The 16,771-nt window shown below is 49.0% G+C and carries 19 protein-coding genes; 7 read left to right on the top strand and 12 right to left on the bottom strand.

All coding sequences use genetic code 11. From position 1 onward, the window contains the following. Position 1: 1 nt before the first annotated feature. The 4 genes from malQ to BLP63_RS15235 form a co-directional block, all read right to left on the bottom strand. On the bottom strand, positions 2-1,489 hold the full coding sequence (gene malQ / locus BLP63_RS15250; protein ID WP_278278144.1) for a 4-alpha-glucanotransferase: 1,488 nt from the start codon (positions 1,487-1,489) through the stop codon (positions 2-4). Between the two features lie 289 nt (positions 1,490-1,778). Continuing rightward, entirely contained in the window at positions 1,779-2,675 is an 897-nt protein-coding gene (locus BLP63_RS15245; RefSeq protein ID WP_092593095.1) for an ABC transporter substrate-binding protein, read from the bottom strand. Between the two features lie 75 nt (positions 2,676-2,750). After that, complete coding sequence (locus BLP63_RS15240; RefSeq protein ID WP_092593093.1) at positions 2,751-3,407, bottom strand: ABC transporter permease; 657 nt, start codon at positions 3,405-3,407, stop codon at positions 2,751-2,753. Further along, positions 3,407-4,576: an ABC transporter ATP-binding protein gene (locus BLP63_RS15235; RefSeq protein ID WP_330387181.1), complete on the bottom strand. Its 1,170-nt coding sequence runs from the start codon at positions 4,574-4,576 to the stop codon at positions 3,407-3,409. Before BLP63_RS15235 ends, BLP63_RS15240 begins: the two co-directional genes overlap by 1 nt. A 330-nt stretch (positions 4,577-4,906) precedes the next feature. Between BLP63_RS15235 and BLP63_RS15230 the strand changes: the two genes are divergently transcribed. The 3 genes from BLP63_RS15230 to BLP63_RS15220 are packed head-to-tail and all read left to right on the top strand — an operon-like array spanning position 4,907 to position 8,172. Further along, on the top strand, positions 4,907-6,118 hold the full coding sequence (locus BLP63_RS15230; protein WP_170829498.1) for an efflux RND transporter periplasmic adaptor subunit: 1,212 nt from the start codon (positions 4,907-4,909) through the stop codon (positions 6,116-6,118). After that, positions 6,115-7,332 carry an ABC transporter permease gene (locus tag BLP63_RS15225; protein WP_092593089.1) on the top strand — a complete coding sequence of 406 codons (1,218 nt, stop codon included), beginning with the start codon at positions 6,115-6,117 and terminating at the stop codon, positions 7,330-7,332. The genes BLP63_RS15230 and BLP63_RS15225 overlap by 4 nt, the downstream gene beginning before the upstream one ends. A 51-nt stretch (positions 7,333-7,383) precedes the next feature. Then, positions 7,384-8,172, top strand: a complete 789-nt coding sequence (locus BLP63_RS15220; RefSeq protein WP_092593087.1) for an ABC transporter ATP-binding protein — start codon at positions 7,384-7,386, stop codon at positions 8,170-8,172. 236 nt (positions 8,173-8,408) lie between these two features. Here BLP63_RS15220 and BLP63_RS15215 read toward each other — a convergent pair whose 3' ends face one another. Beyond that, on the bottom strand, positions 8,409-9,050 hold the full coding sequence (locus BLP63_RS15215; protein ID WP_092593085.1) for a TrkA C-terminal domain-containing protein: 642 nt from the start codon (positions 9,048-9,050) through the stop codon (positions 8,409-8,411). Between the two features lie 226 nt (positions 9,051-9,276). On the opposite strand from BLP63_RS15215, the gene BLP63_RS16940 reads away from it, so the two are divergent. After that, positions 9,277-9,435 (top strand): hypothetical protein, encoded by a 159-nt coding sequence (locus BLP63_RS16940; RefSeq protein ID WP_170829497.1) that lies wholly within the window; start codon positions 9,277-9,279, stop codon positions 9,433-9,435. A gap of 108 nt (positions 9,436-9,543) precedes the next feature. On the opposite strand, the gene BLP63_RS15210 is transcribed toward BLP63_RS16940, so the two are convergent. The 3 genes from BLP63_RS15210 to BLP63_RS15200 are packed head-to-tail and all read right to left on the bottom strand — an operon-like array spanning position 9,544 to position 10,518. After that, entirely contained in the window at positions 9,544-9,906 is a 363-nt protein-coding gene (locus tag BLP63_RS15210) for a DUF134 domain-containing protein (RefSeq protein WP_092593083.1), read from the bottom strand. A 57-nt stretch (positions 9,907-9,963) separates the two neighbouring features. After that, complete coding sequence (locus BLP63_RS15205) at positions 9,964-10,260, bottom strand: DUF5320 domain-containing protein (RefSeq protein WP_092593081.1); 297 nt, start codon at positions 10,258-10,260, stop codon at positions 9,964-9,966. A gap of 24 nt (positions 10,261-10,284) precedes the next feature. Beyond that, on the bottom strand, positions 10,285-10,518 hold the full coding sequence (locus tag BLP63_RS15200; protein WP_092593079.1) for a hypothetical protein: 234 nt from the start codon (positions 10,516-10,518) through the stop codon (positions 10,285-10,287). Positions 10,519-10,702: 184 nt separating this feature from the next. Here BLP63_RS15200 and BLP63_RS15195 point away from each other — a divergent pair, with 184 nt between their 5' ends. Both BLP63_RS15195 and BLP63_RS15190 read left to right on the top strand, forming a co-directional pair. Further along, positions 10,703-11,269: a TetR/AcrR family transcriptional regulator gene (locus BLP63_RS15195; RefSeq protein WP_170829496.1), complete on the top strand. Its 567-nt coding sequence runs from the start codon at positions 10,703-10,705 to the stop codon at positions 11,267-11,269. A gap of 36 nt (positions 11,270-11,305) precedes the next feature. After that, a complete protein-coding gene (locus BLP63_RS15190; protein ID WP_092593075.1) occupies positions 11,306-11,626 on the top strand; it encodes a cupin domain-containing protein in 321 nt (106 codons plus the stop codon). A gap of 106 nt (positions 11,627-11,732) precedes the next feature. Here BLP63_RS15190 and BLP63_RS15185 read toward each other — a convergent pair whose 3' ends face one another. The 3 genes from BLP63_RS15185 to dpaL all read right to left on the bottom strand — a co-directional run bounded on the left by BLP63_RS15185 (position 11,733) and on the right by dpaL (position 15,035). Then, a complete protein-coding gene (locus BLP63_RS15185; protein ID WP_092593073.1) occupies positions 11,733-12,722 on the bottom strand; it encodes a prenyltransferase/squalene oxidase repeat-containing protein in 990 nt (329 codons plus the stop codon). 41 nt (positions 12,723-12,763) lie between these two features. Beyond that, complete coding sequence (locus BLP63_RS15180; protein ID WP_092593071.1) at positions 12,764-13,741, bottom strand: GNAT family N-acetyltransferase; 978 nt, start codon at positions 13,739-13,741, stop codon at positions 12,764-12,766. A gap of 67 nt (positions 13,742-13,808) precedes the next feature. Next, positions 13,809-15,035 carry a diaminopropionate ammonia-lyase gene (gene dpaL / locus BLP63_RS15175; protein ID WP_092593127.1) on the bottom strand — a complete coding sequence of 409 codons (1,227 nt, stop codon included), beginning with the start codon at positions 15,033-15,035 and terminating at the stop codon, positions 13,809-13,811. A gap of 239 nt (positions 15,036-15,274) precedes the next feature. Between dpaL and BLP63_RS15170 the strand changes: the two genes are divergently transcribed. Beyond that, on the top strand, positions 15,275-16,057 hold the full coding sequence (locus BLP63_RS15170; RefSeq protein ID WP_170829495.1) for a ferritin-like domain-containing protein: 783 nt from the start codon (positions 15,275-15,277) through the stop codon (positions 16,055-16,057). A gap of 135 nt (positions 16,058-16,192) precedes the next feature. Here the strand turns inward: BLP63_RS15170 and BLP63_RS15165 are convergent. Then, positions 16,193-16,771, bottom strand: a 579-nt coding sequence (locus tag BLP63_RS15165; RefSeq protein ID WP_207646485.1) for a fasciclin domain-containing protein, incomplete at its 5' end; no start/stop codon positions are given.

The raw sequence follows: 16,771 nt of genomic DNA, 5'->3' as shown, positions 1-16,771 counted from the left end.
ACTACCTCCCGTAAAGCGCTGTCAGCTCGCGGATCCTTGCGGCCAGGGCCGGTGTCAGTTCGGATTCCGCCAGCCGCCAGGTCCAGTTGTTGCCTATAGTCGCGGGGACATTGATTCGCGCCTCGCTGCCAAGATTCAGAAAATCATGCATTGGCGCTATGGCAAGGTTCGCCGTCGAGCTCCATGCGCCCCGAATCATCCCCCAGTTCAGGCCTTCATCATAATTCAGCTTCAAATAATTCACCGCACGCATAAATTCCCTTTTAGGAATGCTGTCCAGCCAGCCTGCTATGGTGTCATTGTCATGGGTGCCCGTGTACACGACGGCATTTTGAACCGCGTGATGGGGCAAATAATCACTTTCAACGTCAGGATCAAAAGCGAATTGCAAAACTTTCATGCCAGGATAACCCGCCGCTTCAATCAGGGTCTTCACTTCCGGCGTCAGGAACCCGAGGTCTTCTGCAATAATTTTTAGCGGGCCAAGGGCATTATGGATCGCGGAAAATAGCTTCATTCCCGGCCCCTTGACCCACTTGCCCACAGCGGCCGTCTCCGCCCCGTAATTGACTTCCCAGTAAGCTTCAAAGCCTCTGAAGTGGTCAATTCTCAGAACATCATACAGCGTAAAGCTGTGACGGAACCGCTCGATCCACCACTTGTAGCCGTCTTTTTTCATTGCACGCCAGTCATAGATGGGATTGCCCCAAAGCTGGCCGGTGACGGAAAAGTCATCCGGCGGCACACCGGAGATTTTAAGGGGCTTGCCATTCTTGTCCAGCCTGAAATATTCTGGTTTAGCCCAGACGTCCGCGCTGTCCTCTGCCACATAAATGGGCAGGTCGCCTATGATCTGGACACCCTTTTGATTCGCATAATGCTTAAGCTTCTGCCACTGCATCTCAAAGAAATATTGCGTGAACACCCAAAAACAAATGTCATCCTTGTGCGCTGTCTCAAAGACCTTGACTGCGGGAGACTCATAGGCGCGGTATTCCGGCGCCCATTCAGACCAGGCTTTGTTGCCCTGGGCCGACTTGATGGCCATATACAGCGCAAAGGGTCTCAGCCAGTCTTCGCGCGCTTTCAAAAAGTCGCCCAAAACGCCTTCCAGATTGAGCTTGGCGCGTTTGTATGCTTTCCTTAGCAACCCCATTTTGGCCTTGAAGAGATGCCCGTAATCAATGGGGTTAGAATCCTTATCCAGCTTTGCTTTGGCCACTTCTATCTTTGACAGATAGCCCAGTTCAATAAAGGTCTTGAGGTCTATAAAGTACGGATTCCCTGCAAAGGCTGAAAGACACTGATAAGGCGAATCCCCATAGCTTGTCACGCCAAGGGGTAGAATCTGCCAGTTTTTCTGTCCTGAAGCCTCGAGAAAATCCACAAAGTGATAGGCTGACTTTCCAAAGTCCCCTATACCATAAGGTCCGGGAAGTGAAGCGACGGGCAACATTATGCCGCTGGATCGTTGAATCATTGCAAGCACCTTCTTTTGATGTGATTATTTAATGATGGATCATAACGGCAAGGTCAAATTATGCATTGCCAGACTTGCATAGTTTTTACCCATAAATGAGAGCACCTCACAGGTTAAGTAGCTGTTTTCGTCTTTCTTGTCTCTGAGGTGCTTCATGTTTGGTTGGGGACAGGCACCTCTGGTTGGGGACAGTCCCCAACCAGAGGTGCCTGTCCCCAACCAGAGGTGGCCTTTAAACACATTCTGTAAAAAAAAGAAGACAGCGCAGGTTCTGCGCCATCTTCCATGTTATAGCGATTTAGTCGATCAAGCCCTTGGACTGAAGGAACTTCTTCGCGACTTCTCGCTCGTTGGTGCCAAGGTTGTCGACCTCGTAATTCATTTGCTGCATTTCTTCATCTGAAATCTGGTCTGCCAGAGTCAGAAGCAGCTCTGCCACCTCTGGATGCGCCTCGCTGAATTCCCCGTTGAGAAGGGGTGCCGCGTAATATGGCGGGAAGAACTGCTTGTCGTCTTCGAGAACGACCAAGCCAAATTCAATTAATTTGCCGTCTGTTGAGAAGGCATCCATGACATCGCTTTCTTTTTGGTCGATGGCAGCATAGCGCAGGCCCGGATCCATAGGAGTAATTTGCTTGAATTCAAAGCCGCCGTAGGTTTGCTGTACGCCTGGAAGACCATCGGCACGCTCCAGGAACTCTATGGCTGCTACCAGTCTCAGCTCAGAGGCCACACCTGAAAGATCAGAGAAAGTCTTCAGATTGTATTCTTCCGCGATCTCAGGGCGCACCGCGAAGGTATATGTGTTGTTGAAGCCCATTGGAATGCCCCACTCTATATTGAACTCTTCTTTATAAGTGTTCTTGACGTAGTCGTATACTTCCTGGGGATCGTTGAGCTCTGTCTGATTCAAAATGGAGCCATAGGCCGTTCCGGTATACTCCGGATATATGTTGACTTCATTGCTTTTGAGTGCCTCAAAGACAATGTTGGTACCGCCAAATTCAGTAACCTCAGCGGTCAAATCTGTTTTGGACTCGATCAGCTCTGCAAACATCTGTCCGAGAATTCGCTGCTCCGTAAAGTTTTTGTGTCCAATCTTGACGGGCTCATCTGCTGCCTGACCGCATGCCGCGAGTGAAACAAGCATGAGCGCCGCTGTAATTGTCAATAATAGTCGTTTAAATATTTTCATATGAAACCTCCAGTTTGATAGTAGTTAAAGTATTGGGATTGTCTTAGCTGCTTAGACTGCATGCAAGACAAATGCTTACGATCTTGCCAGCTTGAGTCCCTTTGGCGTGATTTTGTACTCGAACAGTCCGAGGAGCCCGTCCACCCCGAGGGCCAGCAGCGCTGTAGGGATCGCACCCGCAAGGAGATAGTTGTTGTTGTACATTGAAATACCTTTGAAGATGAAGTCACCAAGTCCACCGGCGCCAATCAGGCTGGCAATGGTGGCCGTACCAATGTTGATGACCGTTGAGATTCGAATGCCGCCCATGATGACGGGCAACGCCAGCGGGATTTCTACCAGGAACAGGATCTCATGGTTTTTCATACCCATGCCCCGACCTGCCTCAATAGCCGCCGGATCTATACTTTCGATTCCAATGTAAGTGTTCTTTATAATTGGAAGCAGCGCATAGAGGAACAGCACAAACACAGCCGGCTTCAGGCCGACACCCATGAACGGGATGACGAGGCCAAACAGCGCAAGGCTTGGGAGCGTCTGAAAGATGTTCGCCGTCCCGATAATATATCTGGCCAGCTTCTTATTGCGCGTAATCCAGATCCCAACTGGGACGCCCAGCAAAATTGCCAGGAGAACCGCCAGTCCCGTGATCTGCATGTGGTCTAAGGCCAACGCAAAAATTTCAGGATACCGCTCTCCAATAAATTCAATTAACGTTTGTCTGGTTGCCATTATTGATCACCTGCCACTTTCTCTTCCTCACCAATGTCAGACGAGATTTCCGTGATCAGGTTAATGATGTTGGTTTCCGTAATCACGCCCGTCAGGTTGTCCTCATCATTTGACACGTAAACCTGCTGAATTTTGTTGTTGGTCATGTAGTTGAGGACCTCCAGCATATTCATGGACTCGTTGATGACGTGAACCCTTGTGTTCATAACGTCTTTCATCTTGATCTGGTGATCGGTCGCATGACGGAGCTCCGCACGGGTTACATATCCAAGTATTTTTTGAGGCTTATCCGATTGTTGGCTGACAATCGCCAACGACGTCACACCATTCGCCTTCATAACTTCAATCGCGTTGGCAGAAGAACGGTTTTCGCCAACCTTGACGACTTTGCGGTTCATAATGTCCCGGGCATAAACCATCTCTGGTGAGCGCCACAACCTGTCTTTCCCAACAAAGTACTCAACAAATTCGTTGACCGGACTTTTGAGAATGACTTCCGGAGAAGCATACTGCAGAATCTTGCCGTCTTTCATCACAGCGATCTTATCCCCGAGCTTGAGGGCCTCGTCCATATCATGGGTGACAAAAATGATTGTCTTGTGCAGCTCCTCTTGAATCTTAAGAAGTTCATTCTGCAGCTGTTCACGGGTCATTGGGTCGAGGGCGCTGAAGGGCTCGTCCATCAGAATGATGTCCGGATCAATTGCGAGGGCCCGGGCAAAACCAATCCTCTGCTGCTGTCCACCACTGAGCTCACTCGGATAACGGTCATAATACTCTTCTCCGGAAAGACCCACGAGGTCAAGAAGGTCCATCGCGCGAGCCTTTCTCTTTTCCTTTGGCCATTTCATGAGCTTTGGAATGATCTCAATGTTGTCCCCCACTGTCATGTGCGGGAACAGACCCACCTTTTGAATGACATAGCCAATTTTTCTCCTGAGATTAATAGGATCCATTTTCATGATGTCCTGGCCATCGATCAAAATCTGGCCCTTTGAGACATCAATCAGACGATTGATCATTTTCATGGTCGTCGTCTTTCCACAGCCACTTTCACCGATCAAAACGACAAATTCCCCCTGATTGATCATGAGATCCAGGGCATCTACCACCGGCTTGTTCCTGCTGTATTCTTTGCTGACTTTCTTTAACTCAATGATAAAAATCACCACCTTTACAAATTAAAAGTCTGCCGCGACACGACAGACAATCTACGCAAATCATTAAGTTGTCACTATAAGCAACCCTATAATATCACAAGGTTGTCTCTTTGTCAAAAGGAAAATGAAAACAAATATCAATTAGAAACTCCATTCATCAATTTGTTGCACTGTTTCTATTGTCCCAAAAGTTCTTCAAAACATGGCATGTCAACGCTGAACGGTGGTTAACAATTAATTTATGGGGTATAATGAATTTGTTAAATTAATTATAGTTATGTAATCATAACAACTATAGACTTTAGAAGTCAAATGACACAACAACAGGGAGTGCTAAGTTTGATTAAGAAAAAATGGATCATTGCGGGAATTGCAGTCACAGCTGCAGCAGCATTTTTCTTCTGGAATAACAGAAGTGAACCTTTTACGGGTTATTGGACCATGGAAAACCAACCCTTCATACAAACCATAACTGCCTCAGGGAAGATTCTTGCAGAGCGAAAAGTTGACCTGCAGGCAGAAATTTCCGGCGCTTTGAAAGATATTTCCGTCCAGCCTGGAGACAGGGTTGCAGCTGGGCAAATCCTCGTGTCCATTGACAACAGTGATGTGGCACAAAGTGTCAAGGAACGTGAAGCCGCTTTGAGTGCAGCAAGGGCGAGATACAGAACCGTTTCTGAGGTTTCTCTGCCTGGCGCGGAAGCGTCTGTGCAGCAATTGGAAATTGGTCTTTCTGATCTGAATAAGCAGCTTGAAGATACACGCGTTCTGTTTGAGAGTGGCGCTGTCGCCAGAGCTGAGCTGGAGAATCTGGAGCGAAGTGTTGAGCTGCAGACCTCCAAGCTAAATGCTGCGAGGGCTACGGCAAAAGCCTATGCGTCAGGCGGTGCTTCCCTTTCCGAGGCTGCGGCTGGCATTGCTCAAGCCAGAGAATCCCTGCAGACCCTTCAAAGCCAAAAAGAGAAGTATATTTTGACGGCGCCCTTTGATGGCATTGTCCTTGAACGTAGCCGTGAGGCGGGAGAATATATTACCGCCGGATCGACACTTTTGACGCTGGTGGATGAAAGCAGCTACATTGCCGAGATCGAGCTGGAGGAACGCAAGATTGGACTTATACAGGTTGGTCAAAAGGTCATGCTATGGCCGGAAAGCTTTCCATCAAAAGCGGTTGAAGCGTCCGTTTCCAAAATTCTCCCGCGTGTGGAAAGTACAACAGGAACGGTCAAGGTACAAATTAAGCTGATGCCGGGTGAAATGACGTGGATCGAAAATTTGTCCATTCAGGCTGAGATTGTTGTCAGAACCCTTGACGCCGCTATGATCCTGCCGGCTGAAGCTTTATGGAAGCCTTCAGAGTCAATGGTTCTGGTTGAATCTGGCGGTACGGTTGAAGCCAGAGCGGTTAAGCTCGAGGCCGTTGGCTTATCAGAATATCTTGTTCTCGAGGGCTTAGAAATTGGTGACATTGTTATTGACCCAGCTTCCGAGCTGGAACCGGGCGACAGCATCACCTTGGGTGACCAAACCGAGTCAGGTGAAGCCTCATGATTTTTGAGTTAAAAATAGCGCTGCGGTTTCTAAAAGATGGCCGGGGCCAAACGACCTTTATTTTGCTCGGGATCGCCATAGGTGTCGCGGTTCAGGTGTTCCTGGGCACTTTAATCAGCGGTCTCCAGCGCGATTTAGTCAATGGCACAGTGGGTTCGAGCCCACACATGACTTTTTCTGCGGCAGACACCCCCAATGTGTCTGTGCTGAATAACGAAACGGGTTTTGTAGCTTCGAGCTCTGGTAATTTCTCAAGACAGGAAAAATCGTTAGATAATTGGAAACCCATGCTGGCGACCCTTGATGCCGCTGTAGAAACCACAGCGGTCTCCCCTGTCGCTGAAGGCAACGGATTTCTAATTAAAAGCGGAGAGCGCTGGCCTATCCTCGTGCGGGGCATTGAACCCCAGAGAGCGGATTTAATTTACGACTTGAGCGCCAAGCTAAGCTCAGGGCGCTTCGCAGTCGAGGGCAATCAAGTGCTGATAGGAACCTCCCTTGCGGATGAGGCGCTGCTTCAGCCGGGTGATACTTTTACTTTTGAGTTGCCGGGTGGCGGACAGCAAAGTTTGACTGTCGCCGGCGTGTTCGACTTGGGCAACAACAGCCTCAATGAAACCTGGCTGTTTATGGAGCTTGGTCGGGCACAGCGGCTTCTTGGGTTTGGAGATGACATCAGTCGTGTTGAGGTCCAAATTGAAGACGTCTTTGCGGCGGATCAGCTTGCATTAAAGTACGAAAAACAGTTTATTGGCGTCAAATCTGAAAACTGGAAGGTTCAAAATGCCAGCTTGCTGTCTGCCTTGACTAGCCAGAGCAGTTCTTCTTTGACCATTCAAGCCTTCGTTTTGCTTGCCATCACCCTGGGCATTGCCAGCGTATTGGCCGTTTCTGTGGTGCAGAAATCGAAACAGATTGGGATTCTAAAGGCCATGGGCACTTCGAGCAGCAGCGCCAGCCGGATCTTTCTGCTCCAAGGTGGGATCCTCGGATTCTTGGGATCCATTTTAGGCAGTTTTTTAGGCTATGCCTTGACCCAAGCCTTCCTGTGGGGGACTTCCATTCAAACCGGCGAAGCTTTGTTCCCACTGCAGTTTGATCCGGTTGCCGCAGCCACAATCATAGTGATCGCTACGACTGCCAGCATTCTCTCGGCACTGCTTCCAGCACGGCGATCCGCGAATCTTAATCCAATTGATGTTATTCGTGGCTAAATCGCGATTTACTTTTTTACGAAATTCCATTTCTCAAGAAGGAGGCAGATTATGACGAACACACTCCTTGAAGCAAAAGATTTGACAATGGTGTACGGCACTGTCGTCAAGACCCACGCGCTTAAAGGCGTTTCGCTGAACATTGAGCCTGGTGAATTTTCAAGTATTATTGGCTACTCCGGCTCAGGCAAAACGACACTTCTCAATATATTGGGGACCCTGGACCGACCTACCAGCGGCGTACTGAGACTTCTTGGCGAAGATGTCACCAAGATGAGCGACCTGCAGCTTGCCAATTTCAGGAACCGCAATTTAGGCTTTATCTTTCAGTTCCATCATTTACTCCCGGAATTTACCGCCCTGGAAAATGTTTTGATGCCGACCTGGATCAGGTCCCGAAATGGCAGCCTGAAACTTGCGTCTCGGGCCAAAGAGCTCCTGGAGCTCGTTGGCTTGAAGGACCGAATCAACAACAAGGCTACGGCGCTTTCCGGCGGGCAGCAGCAGCGCGTAGCCATTGCCCGGGCTTTGATCAACGAGCCACAGCTGATCCTGGCGGACGAACCTACCGGCAACCTGGACTCGGAAACGACAGAACAGGTTTATGAGTTGCTGCGAAACATCAATTCTACGCTGAATACGGCCTTTGTCGTCGTCACGCATAATGATCATATCGCGGCGAAATCAAACAGAATTATTGAAATGAAGGATGGCCTGATCACCAAGGATTATCCGGCTGCTGGCATGGACCGCGACGTCCTTTGGAATGAAATTGCACCAGTCTATTGCCGCCACTGCAACAGGGAGATCAGCACGGAAGGCACTGTGGCGCTTTTGTAGGTTTCATTAGAGGAGGGAATGGAACGACGGAGGGAAAAGGTGCAAGATACAGTTTCCCTTGAGGTTTCTTGCGACTATCGGCATCCTCCTTTTGCTTTTGGTCTTTTATCCTCAAAAAAGAAAAAAGAACTTGATATCAGGCAATAGAGGTTTATCCCCGCTTGCTTCTGATCAGGTTCTTTTGTCTTGTTATGAGGGCAGGTTAATTGCGTCCGTTTCCCCTGAATCGTCACATACTAAATATCATTTCCATTTTCTTCTCCGCTCAAATACTCCTGAATCCGGAGGCCGCAGTTTGGTTCTCCCATGAAAAGCAGTATATCTCCTGAGCCAAGCACCTCATAAGGCCCTGGCGAAACAAAAACATCTCCTCCGCGCTTGATGCCCACAACAGTCGCGCCTGTGTGCTGCCACAGCATAAGGGTTTCCAGGGTTTTCCCAACAGCAAAGGAAGTCTCCGGGACTTTCTCTTCATAAACAATTAAAAAGTCGCTATTCTTGAATCTGTTTGTATAATCTGCTATTTTACTCATGGTATCTTTTATTTCAAGCTCAATGCGGTCACGCTCTTGCATCAGTATTAGAACTTTTTCCTTAAGCTCCTGAATGTTTTCCCGCATTCGGTAGCGGTCAATAAACTCCTGGGCTCTATCCACGGACTCGATAAAAATGCCGTCACCATGCTTCACGCGAACAATCTCCATATCCGCGAGAAGGCGCATGGCTTTTCGGATCGTTTCAGGTGATACATTGTACTCACTGGCCAGGGTTGATCTGCCCAGTAATTTTTGCTCAGCTCTAAGTTCGCGCTTTGTTATTCTTACCGCTATATCAATGGCAACCTGCATATAGACGGGAAGTCCATTTTTTTTGGCCATAGGAACCACCTTTTCTGAGGCTGGGCTTCAAATAATTCGTTTTAATTAATTTTTGTCAGGTTTAGTCAACTTAAGACTACTCATTATAGCGTCAAAATTTTGAAGCTGTCAATAAACTGCCCTGTTACAATCTTCTCACTTGAAAGATCGCAGTTTCAGGCGTATCATTAAATTATCAGAAGGTTGTTGCATACCCTGACTGATTATGAGGTAAGGAGTTGTTATTATGTCAGAAAAGGATCTTGAAAAAATGAAACAATTCCTTGAGGAAAAAAAGAAAAAGGAACAGCATGGCACTGCGCCACACCCAGGAAAATCCCACGGACAGCACGTCAATACGAAGGGGTTTCACAATAACAAGGCTGGCAGTCCAATCAGCAAGTGATTTTAGGTTTCCAGTCAGATCTTGAGCCTAATAGTGGACATGATCGCCAATAGACCAAAAAGACGACTCGCAATTCAGCAGGTCGTCTTTTTTTGATCCCATTTGAAGTTAAAATTTCACAGTGCCACCGCGTCTTTGCCTGCGTCTATGGCAGCCTGGGCCGCATTCAATTTCATCTTTGTCGCAAAGTCTATATTCGCCGCCTTCAATCCTTAAAACAACGCCATTCACTAAAGACTGTGCCAGCTTATTTCTTGCGCTTGTATAAATACCCTGCACGGTGGTTCTTGCGACATTCATGTGCTTGGCGCATTCTTCCTGAGTGAATCCAACCAAATCAATCAAACGGATTGTTTCATACTCATCTACCGTCATGATCACGACATCTTCACGCTGGTCTGCGTCCATTGGTCCAAAGCTGGTGTTTTCAGGCAGACTGCAGACTTTTCTCCATTTCATTGGTCTTGGCATTTTATTCACCCCAAAGCTTTCAAAATTTTTCAGGCGACGTCATCACCTATGCTTTTTCTATTCTTGCATTTTTTTGTTGATGGCGTCAAGCTGTGCTTCTAAAAATTTCTTTTGCTCTTCTAAAAGCTCTTTTTCAGACACAGCATTTGGCGCTTCAAACTCAGGCTGGTATCCATAAAATCTTCCAAAGCCTCTGCCAAATCCACCGCGGCAGCCCATACTGCGTCCCATACCTCTTCCAAAACCAAAGCCTGCAAAACCTGCGCCTTTGCCGCAACCCGCATAGCAGCCTCCAAAGCCTCTGCCTGTCATAGGACCTGCACCCATTGGACCTGTTCCATCTCTTCCTGGCATTTTCATCTTCTCCTTTCAAATTTGTTATTCACGAACCATTATTGCGCCGCAGGACGGGCATTTTTTTGTATAACAAGGCTCTGCGCGCTCATGCTCAACTTTGGCGCCACACTTTGGACAAACACAATAGCCTTGAACGCCGTAGCCAGCATTACCGCCAACGCGTCTTGCATTAAGTCCCTGTCCCGCACCGGATGAACGGCCTAAGCCAAGACCTCGGCCCAGTCCCGCTGGTCCAGTACCATTTTTACCTGGCATCTTGATCCCTTCTTTCATGGTTAATGACATATGTTGCTTTCAATTACATTATACTCTTATTCCGACATATGTCAATAACTCTGGTTTGTCCCTTATTTTGTTCATAAAAAAACTTGATATTAAACTAACTATGCGTTACTATATGAATGAGCGCTCACTCATTTCGCGAAAGGACTGTGCCATTATGAAAAAAGACTTGATTGCCGATTCAGCTATTGTTCTGTTAGCTGAAAAAGGTTATGCCAACACGACAACACGTATGATTTCCGAAAGCGCTGAAATTGCTGTTGGTACGATCTATACAAACTTTAAAAACAAGGAAGGGATCCTTGACTATATCTTCCAGACAGAATATGACAAGCGCGAGGCCTACCTGAAAGTACTTCTCACCAGCAACAGCGCCTACCTCGAAAAGCTGAACCGTTTCTTAGACTTTCACTTCAGTGAGCTTTCCAAAAATGAAAAGCTCGCCCTGGTATTGATTCAGGAAAGCAGCAACCCGGAGCTCTCCCACTTGGCGGGCATTCAGAATTTCATTCAGCAAATACCGGATTTTTTCAAAACCATTTTGGTCGAAGCCATGGCTAACGGTGAGGTCCGGCCACTTGATCCAGAGCTTACAGCAGAGATCATTTTCAGCACCATTCGCGGCACTGTGCTCAATGTAGCCGGGAAAAATGCTTTAAGTGACTCTGAAAGTATACAAAAGGAATTAAAATCCTTTATCACCCACGCAGTGCAAAAGCGCTAAAACAAACAAAACCTATTAAACAAGGAGGCTATTTAAATGCAAATTATCCGAATGAACGAAATTGAAGGCAAGACGAATCCAAGAGGCGTCGTCGCAAAGCAGCTCATCAGCCATGACAATACCCGCGTCATGAACCTGAACTTAAATCCTGGAGATGAAATCTCAGCCCACAAAGTCCCTGTCGATGTTTTCTTTTACGTCGTTTCCGGCAGCGGCACCATTCAAATTGGCGAAGAAAAAGCGGTTGTCAAAGCGACAGATATTGTCCTTTGCCCGCCGGAAACCATGATGGCGCTTTGGGCGGATCAAGGCGAAGCCTTCAGCGTCCTGAATGTCAAGACGCCAAACATGAAGTAATTGAGCAAGAGCAAGAGGATGCATACAGCCTTAAATTTAGGCTGTACGCATCCTCTTTTTTACGTTCCAATCCTGTTTAAATTCACTGTCTTGACCTCACTCAATCTCACTCGCCCCCAAAAGCCCTCAAAATTCTATAGGCTTTCAGCGTCAGCCACTTCGAAGGCTTTCCCTTCTTTTCAATGACCACACGCATCTTGCCGTTGAAAGAGTTTTCGAGCTTCCAGAGACCATCGGCAGAGCGCTTTTCTTTCAGGATTTTCAGCGCATCCTCAAGCCTTGGGTCATAGTGCTTCAGATCGGCAAAAATCCCGAGGAGCTCCAGCAGGTCCGTCTGGTACATCAGGGGAAAGCCCAGCCTCAGCCAACCTGGCCGCGCGACTTGCTCCAAATCATGGCTTTTCTTATAGATATGGTGCTTCAGAAAATAGTCCTCTATAGCCGCGAGCTTCCGCTGTACAGCTTCGTTGCGCCGGCTTTCCGGGATCGCCGCGAGGGCTTTAAACGTCTTGGCCACGCCCATGTGGCACGAATGCCTCCCCCAGCACATCTCGTAGCGATCATAAGGCTTCCCCTTTGGCGGCGCGGTATCCCCGTCATCCGTTCTCTGAAAGCGGCAGACCCAGTCAATGGCATGCTGGACGCGGGGATCCTCAAGGTAACCAAGCTTAATCAAAGCATAGACCATATTCCCCGTCAGGCAGGGGATGACGCCGCTGTAAAGCCCGCTGCCGGTTTTGGCACTTTTATCGTAAGAAAAACCGCCCTCTTCAGGCTCCTGTGAAACGCTCAAAACGAACTCACAGGCTTTCTTGACGCGGGCATCCCGGGGATCCGCCCCCAGCTCTGCCAATAATAAAAGGGACCAGACGGCGCCATGGTATTTGTCTCTGTAAAAGCGATTCTCCTCACCCCACGAGCCGTCTTCATTCTGCTGCTCCAGCAGCGCACACACCGGCCCTGCTGACATGAGCGCTGACCTGGCCTGCCGCACCTCTTCCACTTCTGAGTCCAGTCCAAGCCAAGTGGTCAGGGTCATGTACCGCACGGACGGATCATTGTCTTCAAGGAGCCACGCTAAAACCTGCTCATCCATTGCGCATTCCTCACTTTCAAGGCTTCACCTTTGAGTATCTTCTATACCCTCAGCCACAGCCTGTAGTAATCCATGGCTGACGTCACCTCGAAGCCGCAGCTTCTGTACAGCTTCAGTGCGTTTTCGTTGACCGCGTTGACCTGGAGATAAACTGCCGTCGCACCTTTCTCCAGTAGAATCTCGGTTCCTGTCAACAGCAGCGCGCGGCCGTACCCTTTGCTTCTGTGTGCTGGCAGTACTCCAAGTCCGTAAATGCCGCCCTTACCCTGCCTGTATTCCAGGTGAATTTTGCCGATGGTCCCCCCATCCGCCAGTGTCGCAAGGTAGATCGTCATGCCCCGCTTTTCTTCCTCTTCGGGCAACAATCGTCTTTCCTGCACCGCTTCAGTGGCGGGTTTCCGGTCTGTCCCTGTCCCCACCTGAAGCGTTGTCTCTTCACTCCCCGTTGCTTCGTTATTAAAATAAATGTCATTTTGGCGCGCGACCTCATCTGCGTCTTGATTCGTAGCCTTTCGCAGTTGAATGCCTTTTTTTATGGCTTCAGGTCGTTCAATTTTCCAAGGCAGCTTCAGGAACATTTCGTATTCGGTGTGCTCAAGATCGACGTCAAGAGTTTGAATAAATGGCTTTCCGGCATTTGAAAGCGGATCGTTCAGAAGCAGCATGGACGGTATTCGCCTCCTTGTCAGCTCAGCTTTCACCTGACCGAGAAGCTTTGTAAAAATACCGTTTCGTCTGTAATCCGGATCTACCATGCCCGCGACCTCCGGCTCGGAGCCGCCAAAGCTTGAAATCCCTATATAACCGACGAGGCACTCCCCGTCATAACACAGGAACTCGTTTTGATGAGCGGGATCGACGCTGCCAGCTTCAGCTGCGCTGAACTTATAGTCCAGCTCGAGCTTCAGGACGGTGTGATCGTGGGCGACGCAACGTGCCTCAAGGACTTTGACCGCTTTGACCTCAGCTGCGTTTAAGCTGGGCTTGGCAAGGTAGTTCAGGCTTGATCGCTGATCCATAGAATTTTATACCTCCAAGGGGATAGGATAAAGTGTTTGGAGTTTTGGGTTGACATTCTGAATGCTGTTAATAGGTTGGATAAGCACCATCCCAGACAACGCTTCTGTAATTTTCCGGATCCGTGTCACCCTCTGTGCTGATGATGAGAATTTTCGAGTGGGCGTCCAGCTTCAGCTGAGCTGCCAGATCTTTGTACTCTGGGGATGACGTCAGAAGGCTGAGAACACCCATGCCAACAGCGCCGGACTCGCCGGAGATGACCTGGGGATCACCCTGCAGCGGATTTCCGAGGATTCGCATGCCTTTGGCGGCGACGGCGTCGGGGCAGGAAAGGTAACCATCGGCATAATCCCTTAAGACGCCCCAGGCCACCAGGCTCGGTTCGCCGCAGGCAAGGCCTGCCATAATGGTAGGCATGTCGCCGGTCACCGCGTGAGGCTCGCCGTCCCCAATGCGGATGGACTTGAACAGGCAGGCCGCGTCATCCGGCTCGACAATCACCGTAACAGGATAGTCCTCGCCAAAGGCCGAAACCAGGTAGCCCAGAATGCTGCCCGCGAAGGAGCCCACGCCGGCCTGGAGAAAAACGTGGGTAGGCCGGTCCTCACCCATGGCCTTGATTTGCGCCACAGCTTCGTCCACCAGTGTCGCGTAACCCTGCATGATCCAGGTCGGGATGTCCATGTAGCCCTCCCAGGAGCTGTCCTGGACGAGGACGCCGCCATGGTCCTGTGCGTAACGGTCCGCGAGTCTGACGGCGTCATCATAATTAAGTTCGGTAATGGAGGCCTCCGCGCCTTCATTTTTTATGTTATCCAGTCTTATTTGGGAAGAGCCCTTTGGCATGTAGACGACGGCTTTCTGACCCAGCTCCCTGGCGGCCCAGGCGATGCCCCGGCCATGGTTGCCATCCGTAGCGGTCACAAAGGTGATGTCACCCATTTTTTCTTTCATGTCTTTGGATTTAAGCTTTTCAAAGGAGAGGTCCTCCAGCGGGGTGTCGAGGCGCTCCGCCAGGTATTTTCCTATGGCGTAGGAGCCGCCAAGGACTTTGAAGGCGTTGAGCCCAAAGCGGTAGGATTCGTCCTTTACCCAAATGGCGTTGACGCCCATGGACTTCGCCAGGGCCTCCAGGCTGTGAAGGGGGGTCAGCTGGTATTGCGGAAAGCTTTTGTGAAAAGCGCGGACCTTGGCGGTCACCTCGGTACCTATAAAATCGACACTGGTTTTGTTGGACGTTTTGGTTCTCGCATTATTGTTTTTAACGAAGGTCATAGGGACTTTGGCTGTCATCATCATGCTCCTCTTTCGCTTATTTGAAATTCATTTTATGTATATGGCGAGATGCACTATCTTCATTATAGCGGTCTATTTTAATTTTTCAAACTATGTAGGGTAAGCACAAACTTCCTTTACATTTGAGAGGTATGATGTCCTCAAGAAACAAAGATCCACACGCAGCCGAGATTGACAGATTCAGGTATAACCAAAACGAGCACATGCTCACAACATTAAACTTGGAGGTTTTTAAAATGACAAACATTAATATGAAAAAAGTGATTCCTGCCGTCCTTTCTATCTCTATGGTTTTCGCACCGCTTTCCGCTTTTGCGGGCACTGAAGATTATGGTCACATAGGCGCTGCTTCAGATAGCGACTTCACCCTTGAGGAAATGCTGAAATACGCCATTGAGGATGAGTACCTCGCCAAAGCTGAATATGAAAAGATCATGTCACAGTTTGACGTCACACGTCCTTTCTCAAACATCATGAAGGCTGAGACCCAGCACATCAGTGCACTGCTGCCGCTTTTCGAAAAATATGGCGTCACGGTGCCTGACAATACGGCTTCGGAGCATTTGGTCATACCGAAGACCCTCGCTGAAATCTACAGTATAGGTGTCGAGGCAGAGGTCGCAAATATTGCCATGTATGAAAAATTCCTGGCAGATCCCAATCTTCCAGAGGATGTCAAAGCCGTCTTCACCGCGCTAATGAAAGGCAGCGAGAACCATCTCAAAGCTTTTGAGCGTGGGGATGAAAGAGCTTCAAGCGGCGTAGCTACCGGGGCTGCACAAGCCAGAAATGGCAGTGGTTTCAAGGGTGGCAATGGCGTCAATGGCGATTCAGAAGCTCGTCGGGGCAGTGGCAACGCAAACGGTGTCTCTGACGGCACAGCCAGTGGCACTGGTGCTGGTATGGGTGCTGGCGTTGGTGCCGGCGCTGCTGGGAGTCAAAAAGGCAACGGTTTTAGGGCAACTGGCGTAAGAAACGGCCTGGGTTCAGGACTTCAGGATGGCAGCTGCCTGGAGTAACGGACATAAAAATGGGAGCTATGCGGCATAAACCGCAAGCTCCTATTTTTGTTTTTTAGTATTTTTAAATCCTAAAATCATTTTTTAGTTTGTTGATAGTGGACTGGTCAACACCTAAACGGTCAGCAATTACTTTTACTTCATTCTTTTTTTCATCATGCCTGCGCCAGCTAAAGTCATTATTCCTGCGAAGACAAATGGGGTCAATCCAACTGCGCCAGTCTTAGGGATATCGTTTTGCACTTCAACTTCTTGATAAGTGAAGTTCTGTGGTACGAGGACTGTGTCTACGACATGGATGACGCCGTTTCCAGCTTCAATGTCCGCTGCTGTGACGCTGCTTTGGTTGACTTTGACACCGCTGCTTAAGTCGAATTTGATAGCTTCACCGTTGAGGGTTGGTGCCTCGAGACCATTTGAAAGATCCGTGCTCATCACTTTGCCTGAGACAACATGGTAGAGGAGGACTTTCGCGAGATCCGGCTGGTTCATTAGCTCTGATGCTGAAATGTTAAGGGCTGCAAGCAGTTTTTCAAAAGCTGCATTGGTTGGCGCGAATACGGTGAATGGGCCTTCGCCTTGAAGGGCGCTGACGAGGTCAGCCTTTTGGAGAAGGGATACCAGCATACTGAAGTCACTGTTTGAGAGGGCGACGTCTACGACGGTTGCTGGGACTTCAGGCTCAGGGTTGAGTTTGAAAGTGGAAGGTACCAG

Origin of the sequence: Acidaminobacter hydrogenoformans DSM 2784, from assembly GCF_900103005.1 — a bacterium.
Taxonomy (GTDB): domain Bacteria; phylum Bacillota; class Clostridia; order Peptostreptococcales; family Acidaminobacteraceae; genus Acidaminobacter; species Acidaminobacter hydrogenoformans.
Note: the sequence above shows the minus strand (reverse complement) of the source record. Positions and strands in the feature narration are given on the sequence as shown.